Origin of the sequence: Acinetobacter higginsii (assembly GCF_000369525.1) — a bacterium.
Lineage (GTDB): Bacteria > Pseudomonadota > Gammaproteobacteria > Pseudomonadales > Moraxellaceae > Acinetobacter > Acinetobacter higginsii.
In genome coordinates this window covers 226,037-247,893 of the sequence record NZ_KB850071.1, presented here as the reverse complement: position 1 = coordinate 247,893, position 21,857 = coordinate 226,037, and the positions used below count along the sequence as shown (strand labels likewise).

Sequence of the window (21,857 nt, the reverse complement as noted above, 5' to 3'; positions counted from 1 at the left end):
ATTATGTCGATTCGTTTTCAACAGATACACCCGATCAGCATAGATGCGGCTTGGTATATCCAACCTTTTCAGGGTTTTTCTTTGGATAGCCGCAAGGTTGAGAAAGGGCAAATTTTTATTGCTTTAAATAGCTATAGCCAACCTGAAAAAACACGCCAGTTTGCACAAAATGCTTTGGATGCAGGTGCATTGGCCGTAATCAGTGAGGCACCATTGGGTCTCGCAAACGAATGGGTTTGTGCTGATGTTCGTTATCAAATGGGCGAATGGCAGAAGCAGTATTTACAAGCGACTGATCCTGTTCAGCCTTTACGTGGTATTGCGGTGACAGGAACTAATGGCAAAACCACGATTTCACGCCTCATTGCGGAGCTGATTAGTTCACAAGGTAAAGGCTGTGCAGTAATGGGGACGACAGGTAACGGTATTCTGCCAAATTTAACCCCATCCACACATACCACCTTGGATGCACTGCAACTACAGCATGCGTTACATGGTTATGCCAAACAAGGTGCGAGCTTTGTTGCATTGGAAGCCAGTTCACATGGTTTGGAGCAAGGGCGTCTTAATGGTTGTGAGCTTGAAATTGCGGTGTACAGTAATTTAAGTCGTGACCATCTGGATTATCACGGTACTTTGGAAGCTTATGCTGAAGCCAAAGCCTTATTGTTTAAATTTACGACCTTAAAAGCCGTAGTGATTAATTTGGATGATGCGCATGCACATCTGATGTTGAATGCTGCGAAGGCGAATCCAGCACAGCCGAAAATTCTGACGTATTCTTTGACTCAGACGACAGCGGATTATTATATTGCGGATTTGCAATATCGCTTGAGTGGAGCAAGTTTTACATTAATTGCTCCGACAGGTCACTATGTGGTGCAAAGTCCATTACTTGGGCAGTTCAATGTTGAGAATTTATTGGCAAGTTTGATTGCAGCAGAGTCTGCTGGTTTTGCCTTGGCTGATTTGATCCAGTTTGTGCCGCAACTCCAAGGTGCACCAGGTCGTATGCAGGTCATTCAAGATGCTGAGCGTCTATTCGTAGTGGATTATGCGCATACACCTGATGCTTTGATCCAAGTGCTGACGACCTTGAAGCGTCATGTGACTGGACAATTATGGGCGGTATTTGGTTGTGGTGGCGATCGTGATCGTGGCAAACGTCCACTCATGACTCAAGCTGCACTTGATCATGCCAATCCTGTTGTGCTGACTTCGGATAATCCGCGAACTGAGAATCCTGAACAGATTTTTGCGGATATGAAGCAAAGCATCAATTTCGCAGAACATGAGATGCATGAAATTCATGATCGTCGTGAAGCGATTAAATTTGTGGTGGCGCAAGCCCAAGCAGGTGATATTGTGGTGATCGCAGGCAAAGGACATGAAAACTATCAGGAGATTGATGGGGTTCGCCATTGGTTTGATGATGTGGTTGAGGTGCAGTCTGCGATTGATGCACAGCCACATCCTGTCGATTCAGCCTATCCTGCGCAATAAGGTTAAAAGGTAAATAAAGCGTATGCATACTTCAACGACCAGTACTGTTCCATTACAACCTTGGACCGCAGAACAATTACAACAGGCCACACAAGGCGAGTGGTTTCAACAGAAGCTTCCGCAAGGTGAAATTAAACGTATTTTAACTGATTCACGTCATGCAGAAGCAGGTGATGCTTTCCTTGCATTAAAGGGTGAACGTTTTGATGCACATAATTTTGTCGCACAAGTAGCAGCACAAGGGTGCCAAATTGCGATTGTTGATCATCCAGTGGATGCGGATATTGCTCAGTTGGTTGTCAAAGATACGCGTTTGGCTTTGGGGCAGTTGGGTGCTTATCGTCGCCAACAGAATTCACAACTCAAAGTGATTGCTTTAACAGGCAGTAGTGGCAAAACCACCACCAAAGAAATGTTGGGCAGTATTTTATCGCGCTTGGCGCCGACCTTGATTACCCGTGGCAACCTGAATAATGATCTCGGTGTTCCGATGATGTTACTTGAGCTACGCCCTGAGCATCAGTATGCCGTAATGGAACTGGGTGCCAGTCATCAAGGTGAGATTGATTACACCTCGAATCTAGTTCAGCCGCATGTGGCTGGGATTTTAAATATTGGTACAGCGCACTTGGGTGAGTTTGGTGGACGTGAAGGCATTTGCCGCGCTAAATCAGAAATCTATGCGCATATTTTGCCTCAGGGTACTGCGATCGTGCCTGCACAAGATGATTTTTCTGAAACGATTCGTGAGAATGCGCAAACGCATTCAATGCTGAGTTTTGGTGAAGGTGGTGATATTTTTGCGACAGATATTCAGCTTCACCCTCAATCAGCACAGTTTAACTTGCATACACCACAAGGTATTCGTGCAGTGAATTTGCCATTTGCTGGCGCGCACAATGTACAGAATGCAGCAGCAGCGACCGCATTTGCGTTAGCAATTGGTATTGCATTGGATGATATTGTGCAAGGTTTAGAGCAAGCACAAGGTGCCAAAGGTCGTCTGAACTTTATTCAGCAGCAGAATTACCTGTTTATTGATGATACCTATAATGCCAACCCAACCTCCATGCGTGCAGCGGCACAGGTTTTGCTACAACAGCAAGGCTTAAAAGTCATGGTGATGGGAGATATTGGTGAGCTGGGTGACAGTAGCTGGCAAGAGCATCATGATCTCGGCCGAGACTTGGCATCGTTACCGTTAGAGCATCTGGTTGTGGTCGGTGAATTCGCTGAAGCAGCGCAACAAGGTTCATCTCATTCAGAAAAGTTACATGCCTTTGCAACACAGGCAGAAGCATTACCGTTTTTAATTAATTTAGTCCAAACACATCAACCCCAGTCAATGAGTTTCCTATTCAAAGGGTCTCGTTATACCCACATGGAAACGTTGATGGCTGACTTGATGGAGAAAATTTAAATGTTGTTATGGTTATTTGAGCAATTGGCGGACTATAACAGTTCGTTTCAGGTTGTTCGTTATTTAACATTGCGCTCTTTGTTGAGCTTACTGACGGCCTTGACGATCGGACTGGTTTTAGGGCCAGTGATGATTCGTAAATTACAAGCATTAAAATATGGTCAGGCTGTGAGTTCTTTTGCGCCTGAAAACCATGCCAAAAAAATGGGAACCCCAACCATGGGCGGGATTCTTATTTTACTCTCCATTGGGATTAGCACCTTGCTTTGGGCTGATTTATCTAATCCATATGTTTGGATTGTGCTTGGTGTCATGGTGGTGTTCGGTGCTGTTGGTTGGGCGGATGACTGGATTAAAGTTCGTTATAAGGACAATGCGGGTTTACCTGCACGCAAAAAATTCTTCTGGACCTCAGTTGCCTCTTTGGGAGCTGGTATTGCACTGTATGTGATTGCAAAACAACAGGACAGCATAGAGCATACAGCCAATATGTTGGATTTGTTGATTCCATTCTTTAAGAATCTTTCTATCCCGCTTTCAGCTGTGCCGTTAGGTTTAGCCTTTATTGCATTTACTTATCTGGTGATTAATGGCGCATCCAATGCGGTTAACTTGACGGATGGTTTGGATGGTTTGGCGATTATGCCAATTGTCATGGTCGCAGCGGGTTTAGGCGTATTTGCTTATTTATCTGGTGATATTCGTTTTGCCAATTATTTGCATATTCCTTATGTAAAATATACCTCTGAACTGGTGGTGATCTGTTCTGCCATGGTTGGTGCTGGTTTGGCCTTCCTTTGGTACAATGCACATCCGGCCCAAGTCTTCATGGGAGATGTTGGTGCTTTGGCACTTGGTGCGATGCTTGGTACCATTGCGGTGATGGTTCGTCAGGAAATCGTATTTGCCATTATGGGTGGTGTGTTTGTGATGGAGGCGATTTCTGTATTCTTGCAAATCGGCTCATTACGGATGCGGAATAAGCGTGTGTTCCTGATGGCACCTTTGCATCATCATTATGAAAAGCAAGGCTGGAAAGAGACTCAGGTTGTGATTCGTTTCTGGATTATCACGATTTTCCTCGTCGTGTTAGGCTTAATGACCTTAAAATTACGTTAAACCAAGATTCAAGAAAGAAGCTGGTATTGACCAGCTTTTTTTATGTTTGGAGAAAATAGATGAGTTTGTTGATGTGTCCTGTTTGTCGCCAATCCTTGAATTTGGTTGAGAATTCTTGGCGTTGCGAAAAAGGACATCACTATGATGTAGCCAAACAGGGCTATGTTAATTTACACGTGGTGCAGCATAAGCATAGTAAAAGTCCAGGGGATACCCCTGAGTCAGTGCTGGCACGTCGTGAATTTTTACAAGCAGGTTTTTATCAGCCCTTGCAGCAAGCTGTAGTTGAAATTCTACAGCAACTTAAACCTCAAGCCGTTCTAGATATTGGTTGTGGTGAGGGTTATTACACCAGTGCCATGCAAGCACATACCCAACAGTGTATAGGTGTGGATATTGCCAAAACAGCCGTCCAGCGCGCAGCAAAGTTAAATGCAGAGGTTATATGGGTGGTGGGAACAGGTGCAACCTTACCCGTGCAAGATCATTCCATTGACATTTGTACCAGTCTATTTAGTCCGATTCCACAAGATGAAATCGTTAGAGTTTTGCGTGATGATGGCTATCTAATTGTGGCAACACCTGCACCTAAACATCTTTATGATTTACGTGAGGCATTGTTTGAGCAAGTGAATTTGCATGAACCACAAAAATTTGTAGAACAGCTAGATGCTCAGTTTGAGTTAAAACAGGCACAGATTGTTGAAGCACCGCTGCAGTTGGATCAGCAAGCATTAAAGAATTTAATTGCGATGACGCCTTATGCTTATAAAGCAAACCCTGAACGACGCAAAGTACTTGAGCAAGCGCAGCAATTTGCAGTGACTGCCGCCTTTCAGATTTATCTATTCCAAAAAAGAAAGAAGCCATCAATGTGATGGCTTCTTTTTTATTTACTGGATTTGATTGATCAAATGCTCAATCCCATCCTTTTCTTTTGGCGGTGGATTCTGTGAATTTGAACCCATTGCAGGCGGTTGCTTTTTCGCTGGGACAATAGGCTGCTCGTCAGTCACTGGTGTTGTTCCAGGGAGGTCTGAGAAATCATTTTGTGTTGAGCGAACTGGTGCAGGTGGTGCAGGGCGATAAAGTGGGCGCGCCAATGGTGGAGAGGCACGATATTCTTTTTTATCTTCGCTTTGCTGGATTTGTAACTTATCACGAGAGATTGGATCTTTCGCTTCTTTATCCAAACGCACCCAAGCTGATGGGGTATCTTTTAAAGATTTGCCCATAAAGTTGGTCCAGATTGGAAGTGCAGCAACGCCACCATATTCACGACGACCCAGTGTGCGCGGTTGGTCAAAACCGACCCAAGCAATTGCAACTAAGTTCCCATTAAAACCTGCGAACCAAGCATCTTTAGCATCATTGGTTGTTCCTGTTTTACCACCGAGATCATCACGACCAATTTTAAGTGCAGCTCGACCAGTACCATGTTGGATTACATCGCGTAAGATGTTGGCCATATCGTAAGCCGAGCTTGATTTTAAAATACGTTGTGCTTGACGATAATCACTATTGGCTTTTGCTGTTTGTGCCGCATCAGCAGACATTATTTGTGCTTCAGAAGCAGCAGAGACTTCATCTAAAGTTTGGTTGCTAACTTCTGTCACCTTGTCTTTAGATTCATCAGCTTTCACTGTTTGCTGTTCGGCCTTGGTATTTGGATTGCTGATACATGGAATACACGCGTACTCAGGCTTTGCTTCATAAATCACTTTACCCGCTGCATCTTCGATACGTGTAATGAAGTGCGGTTGAATACGATAACCACCATTGGCAAAAGTTGCATAGCCTGTTGCCATTTGAATTGGCAGTACCTGTGGTGTACCTAATGCAATGGTATAGTTACGTGGAATCTGATCTTCTTGTAAACCAAAATCCATAAATAGTTGACGGGTACGTTCAATCCCCACGTTTTGTAATAAACGCACTGAAACGGTATTACGGGATAAATAAAGCGCACGACGTAAAGGGATCATACCCAAATAGCGACCATCAGAGTTTCTTGGAGACCACTTACCAATGGTAATTGGACTGTCATTGACCATACTGTATGGGGTCATGCCGCGTTCCAAAGCCAATGCGTAGACAAAAGGCTTAATGGTAGAACCAGGTTGTCTCCAACCTTGTATTGCGCGGTTAAATTTAGATTGATAGAAGTTATATCCACCCACAACGGCTTCAATTGCACCATCATTGGGATTAATTGCAATAAGCTGTCCTTGGACTTTGGGAACTTGAACCAAAGACCAAACCGTTTTGCCTTCATTTGGACGTAGACGAATAATATCTTTGACTTTGACAATTTGTGAGGCGTTCGAAGGTGCTCCACCGACGCTATTGGCATTGCGGTACGGGCGAACCCATGACATCCCTGACCAGTTGACTGTTACAGTTGAGCCATCTTGCATCAAGGCATCAAAAGAATTGTTATTGACCTTGATCACTTGGGCAGGATAAGTGTTTGCATAAGCAATAAATTGTTTGAGTGGTTTGTCATGTGCTTCGGGACCACGCCAGCCATGACGACGATCATAAGCCTCTAAACCATCTTGAATGGATTGTTCGGCATAACGTTGACGGTTACTGTCAACGGTCGTGTACACCTTATAACCTGAGTCAACCGCTTGTTCACCAAAATGTTCAACCAGTTCTGAACGAACCATTTCACCGACATAGGGGAATACGTTGCTGACCGAACGATCAATCATATTTAAGTTGATGGGCTCTGCAACAGCTTGTTGGTATTGATTTTGGTTGATATAGCCCAGTTGTAACATACGTCCTAAAATCCAGTTGCGACGTTCAAGTGCACGCTCAGGATTAACCACTGGATTATATTTTGAAGGTGCCTTAGGTAGACCTGCAATCATTGCCATTTGTGCTGTGGTCAGCTCGCCAATATTTTTGTTGTAATAGACACGTGCCGCAGCAGCAATACCATAGGCATTTTTACCTAAGAAAATTTTATTCACATAGGCCGCTAGAATTTCTTGTTTTGTTAAGTTTTGCTCGATTTTTCGTGCCAAAAACACTTCAGTTAGTTTGCGTCGAAGTGTTCGATCTGGGCTTAAATAATAGTTCTTTGCCACCTGCATGGTAATGGTTGAGCCCCCAGTTTGGACATCAGACCCTGTAACAGATTCAGTAAGTGCTCGCCCAAGCCCTTTAAAACTAATACCATTATGTTCAAAAAAGGATGAGTCTTCCGCTGCTAAAAAAGCATGAATAAAGGTTGGAGGAATCTGCTCATACTTAACTGGAATGGATAATTTTCCGCCATATTCTGCAATTAACTGATTATCTGCCGTGTAAACTTGCAATGGTTTTAGTAAAGGCGCTTTTTTAAGTGAACTCATATCTGGCAATGAAGGTGCGAGATAGAGATACATGCCATAAAATCCCATTGGAAGTGAGACTAAGATAATAATAATGATCAAAAAAAATGGGCGAACAATACCAGAACTGGATAGCTTTTTCATAATAAGTAAGTTTTAATAAGAGCGAATGACAAACTAATTGTGGTCAGTATATCCTTTAGACATGCGGATTGTTAGATGAGTTATTGTATCCGTAGCAATTAAAGACCAAAACAAATTAGTGTGTTGTATTTTTGGGGATAAAAAAATAAATAGGAAAGTACTGTGCTCAGGTTATATCGTAAACCAAATAAGGGGTTAACGGGTGTCGATATTAGTTCGACAACTGTTAAATTATTGGAGCTCTCTGTAAAGAACGGTAGATATTGGGTTGAAAGTTATGCAGTGATGCCATTGCCTGAAAGCAGCGTGGTTGAAAAAAGCATACTGAATCCAGAGGCGGTAGGGGATGCGCTTGAGAGAGTGGTCAACCTTGCAAATCCTCACACCATGAATGTTGCGATTGCAGTACCGACATCGATGGTCATTAATAAGATCATCGAGATGGATGCTGACATGACGGATGAAGAACGAGAAGTTCAAATTCGTATGGATGCTGAGCAATACATTCCGTTCCCATTAGATGAAGTGAGCCTAGATTTTGAAGTTTTACCTGATCGTTTGGCCAATCCAAACCGGGTAAATGTGCTCTTGGTTGCAACGCGCACCGAGAATGTAGACACGCGCGTAGAAGTGCTTGAACTGGCGGGTTTAACTGCAAAAATTGCAGAAGTTGAAAGCTATGCTATGGAACGTGCGTTCAGTGTGTTTGCAGATACGCTACCAATGGGCGCAAATACGGTGGGCATTTTGGATATTGGTCATACCATGACGACCTTATCTGTCATGCAAAAAGGCAAGATCATCTATACACGTGAGCAAGTGTTTGGTGGCCGCCAATTGACCCAAGATGTGCAAAGTCGCTATGGCCTTTCTTTTGAAGAAGCTGGTCGTGCTAAAAAAGAAAGAACCTTGCCCGATGACTATGACACAGAAGTCCTAGAACCTTTCTTGGACGCCGTCGTACAACAAGCCGCACGTTCACTCCAATTCTTCTTTTCATCTTCTCAATTCAATGAAATTGATCATATTTTACTGGCTGGTGGGAATGCCAATATTCCAGGCCTAGCTAAGCTATTACAACAAAAACTCGGTTATCGTGTCACCATTGCCAATCCATTCCTACAAATGGGTTTTTCTCCCCAAATTGATATTAAAAAAATTGAAAACGATGCTTCCTCTTTGATGGTTGCATGTGGTTTGGCATTGAGGAGTTTTGATTAATGGCAAAGATTAACTTACTCCCTTGGCGTGATGAGCTAAGAGAACAAAGAAAGAAACAGTTTGTCGCATTTTGTGTTGGGGTTGCTGCATTAGGGGTTGCATCAGTTTTTTCGGGGTGGATGTATTTTGATCATAAATTGAATGATCAGGAACAAGCCAATCAACTGATTGTGAGTACCAACCAGAATTTAGATACCCAATTAAAAGCATTGGATGGTTTACAAGAACGACGTAATGCGATTATTGAACGCATGAAACTGATTCAAGGTTTACAAGGACAACGTCCTGTGACGGTACGTTTGGTTGATGAGTTGGTACGGGTTACTCCTCCAACTATGTACTTAACCAAGTTTACGCGTACTGGGGATAAATTCACAATTGAAGGAAAAGCTGAAAGCCCAAATACGGTGGCTGAACTTCTACGTAATCTAGAAGCTTCTCCTTGGTATCGCAATGCCTTTATGAATTCCTTCCTTGCCGTGGATGAAAACAAAAATAAAGACAAAACAGCAAGTTCTTTGGTGCCTCGTGTTGAGGAAAATTATGGAAGCTTTGTTGTCACTGTAGATTTAGGTGAAATCGGGACAACTGCTGAGGCTGCACCAACGTCAGACGTTGCAGCATCAGGGGCAGTAGGGGTGACAAAATGAAGTTAGATAAATCGGATGATTTAAATCAAGACACCGTTGCTGTGAAGAAAAAGAAAATGACGGTAGATCAATTCTTCCAGCAATTTAATACGCTGGATATGAATAACTATGGTAGTTGGCCATTATCGGTCAAAATTACCTGCTGGATTTTTGTTTTCTTGGCGGTTGCAGCATTGGGTTATTTTGTGGTGATTAAATCTCAGCTTGAATCAATTGCAAATGCCGAAGCTCAAGAACAAAGCTTGTTGAATGAGTTTAAAGAAAAAGATTCAAAATTGCGTAATCTGCAACAATATCAAGCGCAACTGCAAGAAATGGAAGCTAACTTTAACCAACAGTTAGAGCAATTGCCTAAAGAGACTGAAATTCCAAGCTTGGTTGAGGATATTAACTTAACCGGTGTGAATTCAGGGTTGAAATTTAAAAATATTCGTCTTGAGAGTGAAGTTAAGCAAGAATTCTTTATTGAACAGCCAATCAGTATTGATGCGACAGGCGATTACCATGCTTTTGGTGCCTTTGTGACAGGCATTGCGGCTTTGCCACGTATCGTGACCTTGCATGATTTTACGGTTGAAGCAACAACAGATAACCAGAAGAAATCTGATATTCCTGTGGTGAACTATACCGTTAAAGCAAAAACATATCGTTATGTTGGGGCGGATGAGCAAACAAATAATGCTGCAAGTGCTGGTACAGCGCAAGCAGCAACTACTCCACCTGCGCAAGGAGGAAAATAGTAGTGAATAATTATAAATTATTACTGGGTTTATTCATTGGGGCGACTTTGGTGGGGTGTGATTCGCGTATTGATGCGGTGAATCAGAAGATGGCAGACATTCGTAATCAGCCACCTTTGCCAATTGAGCCAGCACCAGTTTTTACCCCTGTGCCATTGTTTAACTATTCAGCTCATCAGCTTAAAAGCCCATTTATGCCAAGCTCATTGGCTGCTGAATTGAAGATTATGGCGGGGAAACGGGTTTATCCGAATTTTAATCGCCAGCCACAGCCTTTAGAGAGTTATGCGCTGGAATCGTTGAATATGAAGGGCAGTATGCGGGGTAAAACCAGCAATACCATTGCTCTGATTCAGACACCAGACGGTCAAATTGAACGTGTGCAAGTCGGAAGTTATTTGGGGATGAATCAAGGGCGTATTATTAAAATTAGCCCAACCCAAATCGATTTGGTGGAGATTGTACCTGATGGTCGAGAAGGCTATGTCGAGAGACCTCGTACACTCGTTTTAATTGGACCAGCGCCGTAAGATTAAGGGAATAAAAATGAAAAAACAGTTTAAAGATTCTTTATTTGGGGAAGCGAAGACCATGAATCATGCATTCCGTCAATTTTCTATGGGTGCGATTGCGATTGCGGTGATGCAAGTGGCATCAGCGCAAGTGAGTATGACCAATATCGTACCAATGAGTTTGGGTGATCAGGGCACGGAAATTCGTGTGATGTTTAATGGCCTTCCACCACAACCGCAAGCTTATCAACTTGAACAACCTGCTCGCTTGATTCTTGACTTTGATAAGTCACAACAGGGTCTAAAGCAAAACTCGATTCCAGTATCAACCGCTGAAGCGAGTTCGATTGAGGTTGCATCGGATGATCAGCGTTCCCGTGTGATTGTGAATTTAAAAGATGCGGGTGCATTCACAACACGTGTTGAAGGTAATACCTTTGTTCTTAAAATTAACTCAGCCAAACCTGCTGCGATAAATACACCTACTGCCGCTGCGCGTCAGGTACAGCAAGGCGTTTCCAATATTGGTTTCCAAAGAGGCAACCAAGGTGAAGGCTTGGTTGTGATTGATTTGCTGGGGAATAACACCCCTGTGGATGTACAACAACAAGGCAGTAAAATTGTGGTGCGTACAGCAGGGAATAAAATTCCAACACATTTAGCCCGTCGTTTAAATACCAATGATTTTGCGACCCCTGTTGCCAGCATTGATGCTTATAATGATAAAGGCAATGGCGTGATTACCATTCAATCTGCGGGCAGCTATGAATATATGGCCTATCAGGCAGAGAATAAGCTCACTATTAGTCTGAAACGCCCTATAGATAACTCTCCAGTCAAAGCCAAGACACAAATGTATACCGGGAATAAAATCTCTTTAGATTTCCAAGATATTGAAGTGCGTCGAGTGTTACAACTATTGGCTGATTTTACCAGTATTAATATGGTGGCAGCAGATACGGTACAAGGCAATATCACACTGCGTCTTAAGGATGTGCCATGGGATCAGGCTCTCGATATTGTGCTCAAAACTAAAAATTTGGATAAACGCCGTAATGGCAATGTAATCTGGATTGCACCTGTTTCTGAACTGATTAAGGCGGAAGAAGAAGAAGCCAAAGCGATTGCGCAAAGTGTGAAACTAGCACCGATTCAAACCGAATATATTAAATTAAGCTATTCTAAAGCTGCCGATATCTTAAAATTGATTGAGGATGCTCGTGATAGTAAAGGGGCGATAGGAAATGGAACAACAAATACGAACTCTTTAGCTTTGGAAAGTTTATTGAGTTCACGAGGCAGTGCAGTTGCTGATACCCGTACCAATACCTTGATTATTAATGATACGGCTCAGAATATTGATAAAATCCGTAAAATGGTGGATTTACTCGATGTTTCTGTTAAGCAAGTCATGATTGAAGCACGGATTGTCAGCGCCAGTACCGATTTTACCCGAGAAATGGGGGTGAAGTGGGGGATTTTATCTCAAGGGATTAGTAATAATAATGACCTGTTAGTCGGTGGTAGTGATAAAACACTCTGGAATTTACGAGATCCGAAAAAGAATAGTGATACAGGTGGCTGGAAATATGAGATCGAACGTCCAGATAATCTGAATGTGGATTTAGGTGCCGTCACGCCTGGTGCAAGTCGTATTGCTTTCGGTTTGATTAGTTTATCTGACTTTATGTTGGATCTCGAGTTATCTGCTGTACAAGCGGATGGTTATGGTGAAGTGATTTCAACACCAAAAGTCATGACTGCAGATAAGCAACCTGCAAAAATTGAATCGGGGACTAAAATTCCATACGCATCTTCTTCGGGGGGAGGCGCGAATGCGGTGCCGAAAACCGAGTTTATTGATGCGACTTTAAGTCTAGATGTTACCCCAAGTATTACGCCTGAGGGTAAAGTCATGATGAAGTTGAATATTACTAAGGATTCACCAAGTAACCCAACACCAACAGGACAATTGACAATTAATAAAAATTCAATTGATACCAATGTTTTGGTTGATAATGGTGAAACGGTGGTTCTCGGCGGTATTTTCGAACAAGAGAATATTAATTCACAGACAAAGGTACCTTTCTTAGGGGATATTCCTTATTTAGGTAAATTATTCCGTAGAGAGCGCAAAACAGATAATAAACGTGAACTGCTTATTTTTGTGACGCCGAGAATTGTTAATGACACTTTGACCAGAAATCATTAATATATTTTCAATAATTGCAATGAATATAGGTGGCGCGTTGCCAAGCAAAGCGTTTGAAACCCTACCAAATGTTTATTTGGTAGGGCCGATGGGGGCAGGGAAAACAACAGTTGGCCGACATTTAGCAGAATTGTTAGGCCGAGATTTTATTGATAGTGATCATGAGATCGAACGCAAAACAGGCGCGACCATTCCATGGATTTTTGAAAAAGAAGGGGAAGCAGGATTTCGTTTGCGTGAAACCAATGTTTTAAATGATCTCACTTCCCGTCCATTATTGGTGCTGGCGACTGGTGGTGGAGTTGTTACTCAAGCGAAGAATCGTGAGTTTTTAAAACAACGCGGTATCGTTGTTTATCTTTATACGCCTGTAGAGCTACAGCTGCAGCGGACCTATCGCGATAAAAATCGCCCATTATTACAAGTCGAAAATCCAGAGCAAAAATTACGTGATCTACTGACGATCCGCGATCCTTTATATCGCGAGGTTGCACATTATATAATTGAAACAAATCAAGGTGCAGCACGGGATTTAGCGCAACGTATTTTACACGTCATTTTATCTAAACAAGTTAAATAGTCTCTGGTTGGTTTAAGTTTATGCAAACGTTACATGTTGAGTTAGGTGATCGTCGTTATCCGATCTTTATTGGCAGCCATTTAGATCCTAAAAGTTTACTTGAGCCGTATCTACATGGCCGACAAGTGATGTTAGTGTCCAATACCACTGTTGCACCGTTATATCTCGAACATTATGTGAATGCATTAACCCAGTTGGATAAACAAGTGGCGCAATGCATTTTGCCTGATGGTGAAAAATATAAAGATATCCAGCACTTGAATTTAATTTTCGATGCTCTGCTCGAAGCGGGCTTTAACCGTGATTGTACGGTATTGGCTTTAGGTGGTGGCGTGATTGGTGATATGGCGGGTTTTGCCTCCGCTTGCTTCCAACGCGGTGTGAACTTTGTGCAAGTGCCCACCACGTTATTATCACAAGTAGATTCCAGTGTCGGTGGTAAGACGGGAATTAACCATCCCTTAGGTAAAAATATGTTGGGTGCTTTCCAGCAACCACAAGTGGTACTAGCAGATATGGCACAACTGGATACCTTGCCTGATCGTGAACTGTCTGCAGGTTTGGCTGAAGTAATTAAATATGCCTTATTGGGTGATACTGATTTTCTTGTTTGGTTAGAGCAAAACATGGATGCTTTGGTTGCTCGTGATGCAAATCTATTGGCTGAAGCAGTTTTTCGTTCATGTGCACATAAAGCACGTATTGTAGCTAATGATGAAAAAGAACAGGGTGAGCGTGCGTTGCTCAATCTTGGGCATACTTTCGGTCATGCAATTGAATCTTATCTAGGTTATGGCACATGGTTACATGGTGAGGCAGTAGCAACAGGGATGGTGATGGCTGCAGATTTGTCGCAGCGTTTAGGTTGGATCTCTGCGGAAGATCTGCAACGTACAAAAAATATCATTCAACGTGCTCATTTACCGATATCATGTCCGAAAATTCCATTAGATGAATTCTTGGCTTATATGTCGCACGATAAAAAAGTCTTAAATGGTCAATTGCGCTTGGTTTTATTGAATAAATTAGGGCAAGCAGTGATTACCAAAGATTTTGATGTTGAGCTGATGAAACAATCTATTCTTGCAAATCAATCTGCATAATTAATCATTTGGGAAAAGCATGGCTGTATCACGATCAATTTGGCAAAATATTCAACAATATAGCTGGCTGGTTTTTGCCGTAGCTTGTTTAATAGCTGCATTGATATTTTGGGGTATTACCGATAGTCAGGTGTTGGTCAAAGAAGAGCAGCCATCCCAAACCGAAACTCAAGTCCAAATTCAGCCAGAAAAGGTTGCTGCGACAGCACATTTAGGCGCTCTTTCGGACGAAGTTAAGCCCTTGGATTTAACAACACGTGTCGTTGTTTCCAATGATCATGCACCTGAATTTCGTGGCACTAAATTTATTAAAGAAAATCAGCAGCGATGGACCATGGAGATTTTCCGTAGTTCAGATGAAGCGATTGTTAAAAATTTTCTATTGAACCGTGAAGATCGCAGAAAGTTTATATATTTTCGTTTGAGCGGTGAAGATCAGGTTGAACAATATGTTCTCAGCTATGGTGTATTTACAAATGCTGAAGATGCAAGCCGTCAATTTGCGCAATTAAATCTAACCCTACCAGAATCTGTTCAGCCAACGGCTCATCAATTCTCAAGTTATACTGCTTTAGTGAATGATCTAGGTGCTGACGAAATGAAGTCAGCAACCAATCAACTTTATGCAGTTCAGTTAAGACCGGCGGCATTGCCTAGGGTGGATGAGAGTTTACTGATGGGAAGCGGCGCGTCGCAGAGTACAACTGCTGTACGTAGCACGGAACCATCGGCGGTGAAGACCACAGTTACACAGCGTGATGCGCAGGGTAATGTCGTTAATGTAAAACAGACCCAATCGGCACCAAAACCACCTGCAACTGCTGAAAAAATAAAAGAAAATTCAGATGCTTCTAAGCGTGAAGTGAGTGACCCTTTTAATTAAAATTGCACCATAATTGTGCGTTTGTGGTTCTTTTTATAGCATCATGGAAGTTTTTGGTGCATTTTTGTGCGCAAAAATGAGTGCATTCTTCTTCATATCTTGATGTTATTTTAACTTTTTTAATGATTTAGTAAAAACATGCATATATGGCATGTTTTTTGCTTTTTTGTGGTGCTAATTTGTCTGCTCATTGCCCTGTTTTGTGCTAAACAGTTCATTAATTGGGTGAAATGGAAAGTTTTTGTGCTTTACAAACCTAGGTGAAGGTGTAATAACTGAAAACACTTTATAGGGTGCAATCTCGTAAAGGAAAGACGTATATTGCAAATTCGCCATGAAAAATGTTTTCGCGAAGCATTGAACTTTGTATGAGTTAATCGGCAATATCGCAGAAAATGAATTGATTGTTTGTTGCTCGAAAGAGCCATGTTGAAAGAAGGGTACGCTATGCACATGCCATCGCCTAATACTGTAGCTCCCGCTCAAGGTTTATATCAGCCTGACGAGTTTAAGGATAACTGTGGTTTTGGTCTGATTGCCCATATGAAGGGTGACTCAAGCCATCATCTGGTCGAAACTGCGATTCACAGTTTAAGTTGCATGACGCACCGTGGTGGTATTGCCGCGGATGGTAAGACAGGAGATGGTTGCGGATTGTTATTGGCGATGCCGAAACAATTTTTCCGTGAAGAAGCACAGAAATTAGGCAGTAACCTGACTGAGATTTTTGCTGCAGGAACTGTATTCCTAAACATCGATCCTGCTTTAGCGCAAAATGCCAAAAATATTTTAAATAAAGAAATTGCTGCTGAAGGTTTAACTGTTGCAGCATGGCGTGTTGTACCTACAAATAATGATGCCTTGGGTGAGATTGCACTACAATCCTTACCTGCATTTGAACAAATTCTCGTGAACTGCCCGATGGGTTTAACTGAGGTTGAGTTTAACCGTAAGCTCTTCTTAGCTCGTCGTCGTGCAGAACAACAATTACAAAATGATCCGCTTTTCTATGTGACTACGTTGGCGACAACGGTGATCAGCTATAAAGGTTTGATGATGCCAGCTGCGATTGCTGACTTCTATACCGATTTGGCGGATGCGCGTTTAACCTCACATATTGTGGTATTCCACCAACGTTTCTCGACCAATACCTTACCACGTTGGCCGTTGGCACAGCCGTTCCGTTATTTGGCGCACAATGGTGAAATCAATACCATTACTGCCAACCGTAACTGGGCATTGGCACGTACGCCAAAATTTGAAAACCCATTACTTCCAGGTTTAACTGAGTTAAATCCAATTGTGAACCGTACTGGTTCGGATTCTTCAAGCTTAGATAACATGCTTGAAATCTTGGTTGGTGGTGGTATGGACCTGTTCCGTGCACTCCGTATGCTGGTTCCGCCAGCATGGCAAAACGTTGAAACTTTAGACGCTGACTTACGTGCTTTCTATGAATTTAACTCGAAGCATATGGAAGCGTGGGATGGTCCAGCGGGTCTGGTGATTCAAGACGGTCGTCATGCAATCTGTATGCTTGACCGTAATGGCTTACGTCCAGCGCGTTGGGTGATCACCAAGAATGATTACATCACGCTTGCATCAGAAATTGGTGTGTGGGGCTATGAACCTGAAGATGTGGTGTCTAAAGGTCGTGTGGGTCCAGGTCAAATTTTAGTGATTGATACTTTGACTGGCAAAGTGCTAGATACCAAAGATGTTAGCAACCATCTTAAAAACATGCGTCCATACCGTGAATGGTTGCGTGATCACGCCATCCGTTTACAAGCCAATCCACAGCTTGAAGAGCAGTTGCTTGACCAAGGCTTAACAGGTGATGCATTAAAAGCTGCGCAAAAAATGTTTATGGTGACATTTGAAGAGCGCGACCAGTTATTGCGTCCAATTGCAGAAAGTGGTCAGGAAGCAGTAGGCTCGATGGGTGATGATACGCCAATGGCAGTATTGTCCCGCCAAGTTCGCCATGTGTCTGATTATTTCCGTCAACAGTTTGCGCAAGTGACCAACCCTCCGATTGATCCATTACGTGAATCAATCGTAATGTCGTTGGAAACCTGTTTGGGTCGTGAACAGAACGTGTTTGAGCAAGGCCCAGAACATGCGGACCGTATCATCATTTCAAGCCCTGTATTGTCAAATTCGAAAATGCAGCAGCTTCGTGATGTTGAAAAAGAACGTGAAGGCTATGGCGTTGTTGATATCGATCTGAACTATGTAGAAGCTGAAGGTCTGCAAGCGGCAATTGCACGCATCTGTGAAGAAGCAGCTCAAGCCGTTCGTGATGGTAAAACACTGATTGTGCTCACCGATAAGAACTTGCGTGAAGGTTTCTTGCCCGCAAATGCAGCATTGGCAACAGGCGCTGTTCATCACCATTTAATTAAAACCGGTTTGCGTACCGATGCAAACATTTTAGTTGAAACTGGTTTTGCCCGTGATCCACACCAATTTGCAGTTTTGTTAGGCTTTGGTGCGACTGCGGTGTATCCATATTTGGCTTATGATGTGATCAATGACTTGGTTGCGAAAGGCGAGTTATTGGGTGACCCAATCCATGCGCAAGCCAACTTCCGTAAAGGGATTGAGAAAGGCTTACTCAAAGTTCTTTCTAAGATGGGAATCTCTACGGTTGCGTCTTATCGTGGTGGTCAATTATTTGAAGCAGTCGGTTTGTCTTCAGAAGTGGTGGATAAATGTTTCCTTGGCGTACCAAGCCGTATCCAAGGTGCAACATTCGCTGATTTGGAAAATGACCAGAAGAAATTGGCTACAACTGCTTGGCAGCATCGTAAACCGATTGATCAAGGTGGTTTGCTTAAATTCGTATTTGGTAAAGAGTATCACGCGTTCAACCCAGACGTGATTAACTCACTGCATAAAGCGGTGCGTTCAGGTCAATACCAAGACTTTAAAGAATATGCAGAGCTGGTGAATAACCGTCCTGTTGCAACGATCCGTGACTTATTTAAGTTAAAAACCACAAATTCGATTGCATTGGATCAAGTTGAAACGATTGAAGATATTCTTCCACGCTTTGACTCTGCAGGTATGTCTTTAGGTGCATTATCACCAGAAGCGCATGAAGCCATTGCGATTGCCATGAATACCATTGGCGGTCGTTCAAACTCAGGTGAGGGTGGTGAAGATCCTGCGCGTTATGGCACGATTCGTAACTCAAAAATCAAACAGATTGCATCAGGTCGTTTTGGTGTCACTCCTGCGTACTTAACCTCTGCTGAAGTGTTGCAGATTAAAGTTGCACAGGGCGCAAAACCAGGTGAAGGTGGTCAGTTACCAGGTGGTAAAGTGAATGGCTTAATTGCGCGTTTACGTTACTCAGTACCGGGTGTGACACTAATTTCTCCACCGCCACACCACGATATTTATTCGATTGAAGATTTGTCGCAATTGATCTTTGACTTGAAACAAGTCAATCCTCAAGCGATGGTATCGGTGAAATTGGTCTCTGAGCCAGGTGTTGGAACGATTGCTGCAGGTGTTGCAAAAGCCTATGCAGACTTCATTACCATTTCTGGTTATGACGGTGGTACAGCAGCATCGCCACTTTCATCGATTCACCATGCAGGTTCGCCATGGGAACTTGGTTTAAGTGAAGCGCATCAGGCACTTCGTGTGAACGATTTGCGTGGTAAAGTCCGTGTTCAAACTGATGGTGGTTTGAAAACAGGTTTAGATGTGGTGAAAGCAGCAATTTTAGGTGCTGAAAGCTTTGGTTTTGGTTCGACGCCAATGATTGCACTCGGCTGTAAATACCTGCGTATTTGTCACTTAAATAACTGTGCGACTGGTGTTGCAACGCAACAAGACCATTTACGTCAAGAGCATTATATTGGCGAGCCAGAAATGCTGATCAACTTCTTCAAGTTTATTGCTGAAGAGACACGTGAATGGTTGGCTGCACTTGGTGTTGCATCATTGAAAGATTTGATTGGTCGTGTTGATCTACTTGAAGTTTTACCGGGTGAAACAGACAAGCACGCGCATCTTGACCTTAGTGCACTATTAACGTCGCATCCTGCTGCTGAAGGCAAGGCACAATATTGCCAAGTTCAAGGCAATGCACCATTCGATAAAGGTGTGTTGGCGGAGAAAATGGTGGCAGAGATGTTACCAGCAATTGAAGCCGGTGCTGGCGGCTCATTCAACTTCACCGTAGGTAACTGTGATCGTTCGATTGGTGCACGTATCTCTGGTGAAATTGCACGTCGTTATGGTAACTTGGCTATGGAAAACAGCCCGGTGGTCATGAACCTTGTTGGTACAGCAGGTCAGTCGCTTGGGGTTTGGAATGCAGGTGGTTTGCATATCAAACTGGAAGGTGATGCCAACGACTATGTCGGTAAAGGTATGGCGGGTGGTCGAGTATCGATCTTCCCACCAAAAGGTTCGCCATTCCAAACGCAAAATACTGCGATCATTGGTAACACCTGCTTATATGGTGCGACTGGCGGTAAAGTCTTTGCTGCGGGAACTGCGGGCGAGCGTTTCGCGGTACGTAACTCAGGCGCATTTGCTGTGATTGAAGGTGCGGGCGACCACTGTTGTGAATATATGACGGGTGGTGTGGTAACAGTATTGGGTAAAGTGGGTCATAACTTCGGTGCAGGTATGACCGGTGGTTTTGCTTATGTACTTGACCTTGATAATGACTTTGTCGACTACTATAACCACGAACTTATTGATCTGAATCGTATCTCTACTGAGGCGATGGAAGACCACAAAGAAAACTTACTGCGTATTCTTGATGAACATATCCAAGAGACGGGTAGTGCTTGGGCTTACAAGATCCGTAATGAGTTCGACTTCTATAGTCGTAAGTTCTGGCTGGTAAAACCAAAAGCTGCTAATTTACAAACGCTTTTGAAAACAACACAAGCTGATCCACAATAATTCCACGACTGCATAGACATAGGCAGGTGCAGAGATGAGGGACATCGCTGCGCCTACCCACGGAGAGAGACATGGCAGAGCGCCTGAATAATGACTTTCAATTTCTGGATGTAGCACGCCAAGATCCAGAGAAAAAAGATATTACTGTCCGCAAGGCAGAGTTTGTGGAAATTTATAAACCTTTTACTGCGGAAGTGGCTGCGAATCAGACCCACCGTTGTTTAGGCTGTGGTAACCCGTATTGTGAATGGAAATGTCCTGTACATAACTACATTCCAAACTGGTTAAAGCTGATTGCAGAAGGTCAAATTTTCCAAGCAGCTGAACTTTGCCACCAAACCAATACCTTGCCAGAAGTCTGTGGTCGTGTTTGTCCACAAGACCGTTTGTGTGAAGGTGCTTGTACCTTAAACGATGGTTTTGGTGCAGTGACCATTGGTAATGCTGAAAAATATATTAACGATACGGCTTTTGCATTAGGCTGGCGTCCAGATATGTCTGGGGTTAAATGGACTGATAAAAAAGTTGCGATCATTGGTGCAGGTCCAGCAGGCTTAGGCTGTGCAGATATTCTTGCGCGTGGTGGCGTAAAACCAGTGGTATTTGATAAACGCCCTGAAATCGGTGGTCTGCTCACATTTGGTATTCCAGAATTTAAAATGGAAAAAGATGTGATGAAACGTCGTCGTGAAATCTTCACAGGAATGGGCATTGAGTTCCGTTTAAATACCGAGATTGGTGTTGACGTAACGATTGAACAACTTCTGACTGAATACGATGCTGTATTTATGGGAATGGGAACTTACACCTATATGAAAGGTGGTTTCCCGGGTGAAGATCTCAATGGTGTGCATGATGCTCTGGATTTCTTGATTGCCAATGTAAATCGTTGCCAAGGTTGGGAAAAAGATCCAAGCGAATACATCAATCTAGACGGTAAAAAAGTAATTGTTCTAGGTGGTGGTGATACCGCGATGGACTGTAACCGTACCTCATTGCGTCAAGGCGCACATGATGTGACTTGTGCTTATCGCCGTGATGAAAGCAACATGCCAGGTTCTGCACGTGAAGTGAAGAATGCCTATGAAGAGGGCGTGAAATTCCTGTTCAACCGTCAGCCAATTGAAATTGTTGGTGAAAATGGCAAAGTGACTGGCGTTAAGGTTGTAACTACACAGATGGGTGCACCTGACAGTCGTGGTCGTCGTAGCCCTGAACCAATTCCGGGTTCTGAAGAAGTATTGCCAGCAGATGCGGTGTTACTTGCATTTGGTTTCCGTCCAAGTCCAGCAGATTGGTTTAGCACTGCAAATGTAGGTTTGGATGGTTCGGGTCGTGTGGTCGCAGCTGAACAACAAGAGTTCAAGTTCCAGACCTCGAATCCAAAAATCTTTGCGGGTGGGGACATGGTACGTGGTTCTGACTTGGTTGTGACTGCAATCTGGGAAGGACGCCAAGCAGCTGAAGGTATTTTGGACTACCTTGGCGTGTAAG

Annotated in this window: 15 protein-coding genes; 14 read left to right on the top strand and 1 reads right to left on the bottom strand. The window is 43.2% G+C overall.

The annotated features are described in order from the left end of the window. The first annotated feature begins 3 nt into the window (after positions 1-3). From F902_RS04350 to F902_RS04335, 4 genes are read left to right on the top strand one after another with little or no spacing between them, the layout of a single operon-like run. Complete coding sequence (locus tag F902_RS04350; RefSeq protein WP_005201362.1) at positions 4-1,503, top strand: UDP-N-acetylmuramoyl-L-alanyl-D-glutamate--2,6-diaminopimelate ligase; 1,500 nt, start codon at positions 4-6, stop codon at positions 1,501-1,503. A 22-nt stretch (positions 1,504-1,525) separates the two neighbouring features. After that, positions 1,526-2,923 (top strand): UDP-N-acetylmuramoyl-tripeptide--D-alanyl-D-alanine ligase, encoded by a 1,398-nt coding sequence (locus F902_RS04345; protein ID WP_005201361.1) that lies wholly within the window; start codon positions 1,526-1,528, stop codon positions 2,921-2,923. Next, positions 2,924-4,042, top strand: a complete 1,119-nt coding sequence (mraY, locus tag F902_RS04340) for a phospho-N-acetylmuramoyl-pentapeptide-transferase (RefSeq protein ID WP_004803897.1) — start codon at positions 2,924-2,926, stop codon at positions 4,040-4,042. A gap of 59 nt (positions 4,043-4,101) precedes the next feature. After that, a complete protein-coding gene (locus tag F902_RS04335) occupies positions 4,102-4,920 on the top strand; it encodes a putative RNA methyltransferase (protein ID WP_005201360.1) in 819 nt (272 codons plus the stop codon). 15 nt (positions 4,921-4,935) lie between these two features. Here F902_RS04335 and ponA read toward each other — a convergent pair whose 3' ends face one another. Next, positions 4,936-7,530 (bottom strand): penicillin-binding protein PBP1a, encoded by a 2,595-nt coding sequence (gene ponA / locus F902_RS04330; protein ID WP_005201359.1) that lies wholly within the window; start codon positions 7,528-7,530, stop codon positions 4,936-4,938. Positions 7,531-7,692: 162 nt separating this feature from the next. On the opposite strand from ponA, the gene F902_RS04325 reads away from it, so the two are divergent. From F902_RS04325 to F902_RS04280, 10 genes are all read left to right on the top strand, one after another. After that, a complete protein-coding gene (locus F902_RS04325; protein WP_004803903.1) occupies positions 7,693-8,751 on the top strand; it encodes a pilus assembly protein PilM in 1,059 nt (352 codons plus the stop codon). Next, on the top strand, positions 8,751-9,401 hold the full coding sequence (locus tag F902_RS04320) for a PilN domain-containing protein (protein WP_005201357.1): 651 nt from the start codon (positions 8,751-8,753) through the stop codon (positions 9,399-9,401). Before F902_RS04325 ends, F902_RS04320 begins: the two co-directional genes overlap by 1 nt. After that, positions 9,398-10,141, top strand: coding sequence for a type IV pilus inner membrane component PilO (locus tag F902_RS04315; RefSeq protein ID WP_005201354.1), 744 nt, complete (start codon positions 9,398-9,400; stop codon positions 10,139-10,141). The genes F902_RS04320 and F902_RS04315 overlap by 4 nt, the downstream gene beginning before the upstream one ends. Before the next feature lie 2 nt (positions 10,142-10,143). Then, a complete protein-coding gene (locus tag F902_RS04310; RefSeq protein WP_005201352.1) occupies positions 10,144-10,671 on the top strand; it encodes a pilus assembly protein PilP in 528 nt (175 codons plus the stop codon). Between the two features lie 16 nt (positions 10,672-10,687). Continuing rightward, positions 10,688-12,865, top strand: a complete 2,178-nt coding sequence (locus F902_RS04305; protein ID WP_005201350.1) for a type IV pilus secretin PilQ — start codon at positions 10,688-10,690, stop codon at positions 12,863-12,865. A gap of 19 nt (positions 12,866-12,884) precedes the next feature. After that, a complete protein-coding gene (gene aroK / locus F902_RS04300; RefSeq protein ID WP_005201348.1) occupies positions 12,885-13,445 on the top strand; it encodes a shikimate kinase AroK in 561 nt (186 codons plus the stop codon). A gap of 20 nt (positions 13,446-13,465) precedes the next feature. Further along, positions 13,466-14,548, top strand: coding sequence for a 3-dehydroquinate synthase (gene aroB / locus F902_RS04295; protein ID WP_005201347.1), 1,083 nt, complete (start codon positions 13,466-13,468; stop codon positions 14,546-14,548). Positions 14,549-14,567: 19 nt separating this feature from the next. After that, a complete protein-coding gene (locus tag F902_RS04290) occupies positions 14,568-15,431 on the top strand; it encodes a hypothetical protein (protein WP_005201345.1) in 864 nt (287 codons plus the stop codon). Between the two features lie 453 nt (positions 15,432-15,884). Further along, on the top strand, positions 15,885-20,363 hold the full coding sequence (gltB, locus tag F902_RS04285; protein ID WP_017402262.1) for a glutamate synthase large subunit: 4,479 nt from the start codon (positions 15,885-15,887) through the stop codon (positions 20,361-20,363). Between the two features lie 71 nt (positions 20,364-20,434). Then, the gene (locus F902_RS04280; protein ID WP_005185515.1) at positions 20,435-21,856 is read left to right on the top strand and encodes a glutamate synthase subunit beta; all 1,422 of its coding nucleotides are present in this window, start codon (positions 20,435-20,437) and stop codon (positions 21,854-21,856) included. Position 21,857: the final 1 nt, after the last annotated feature.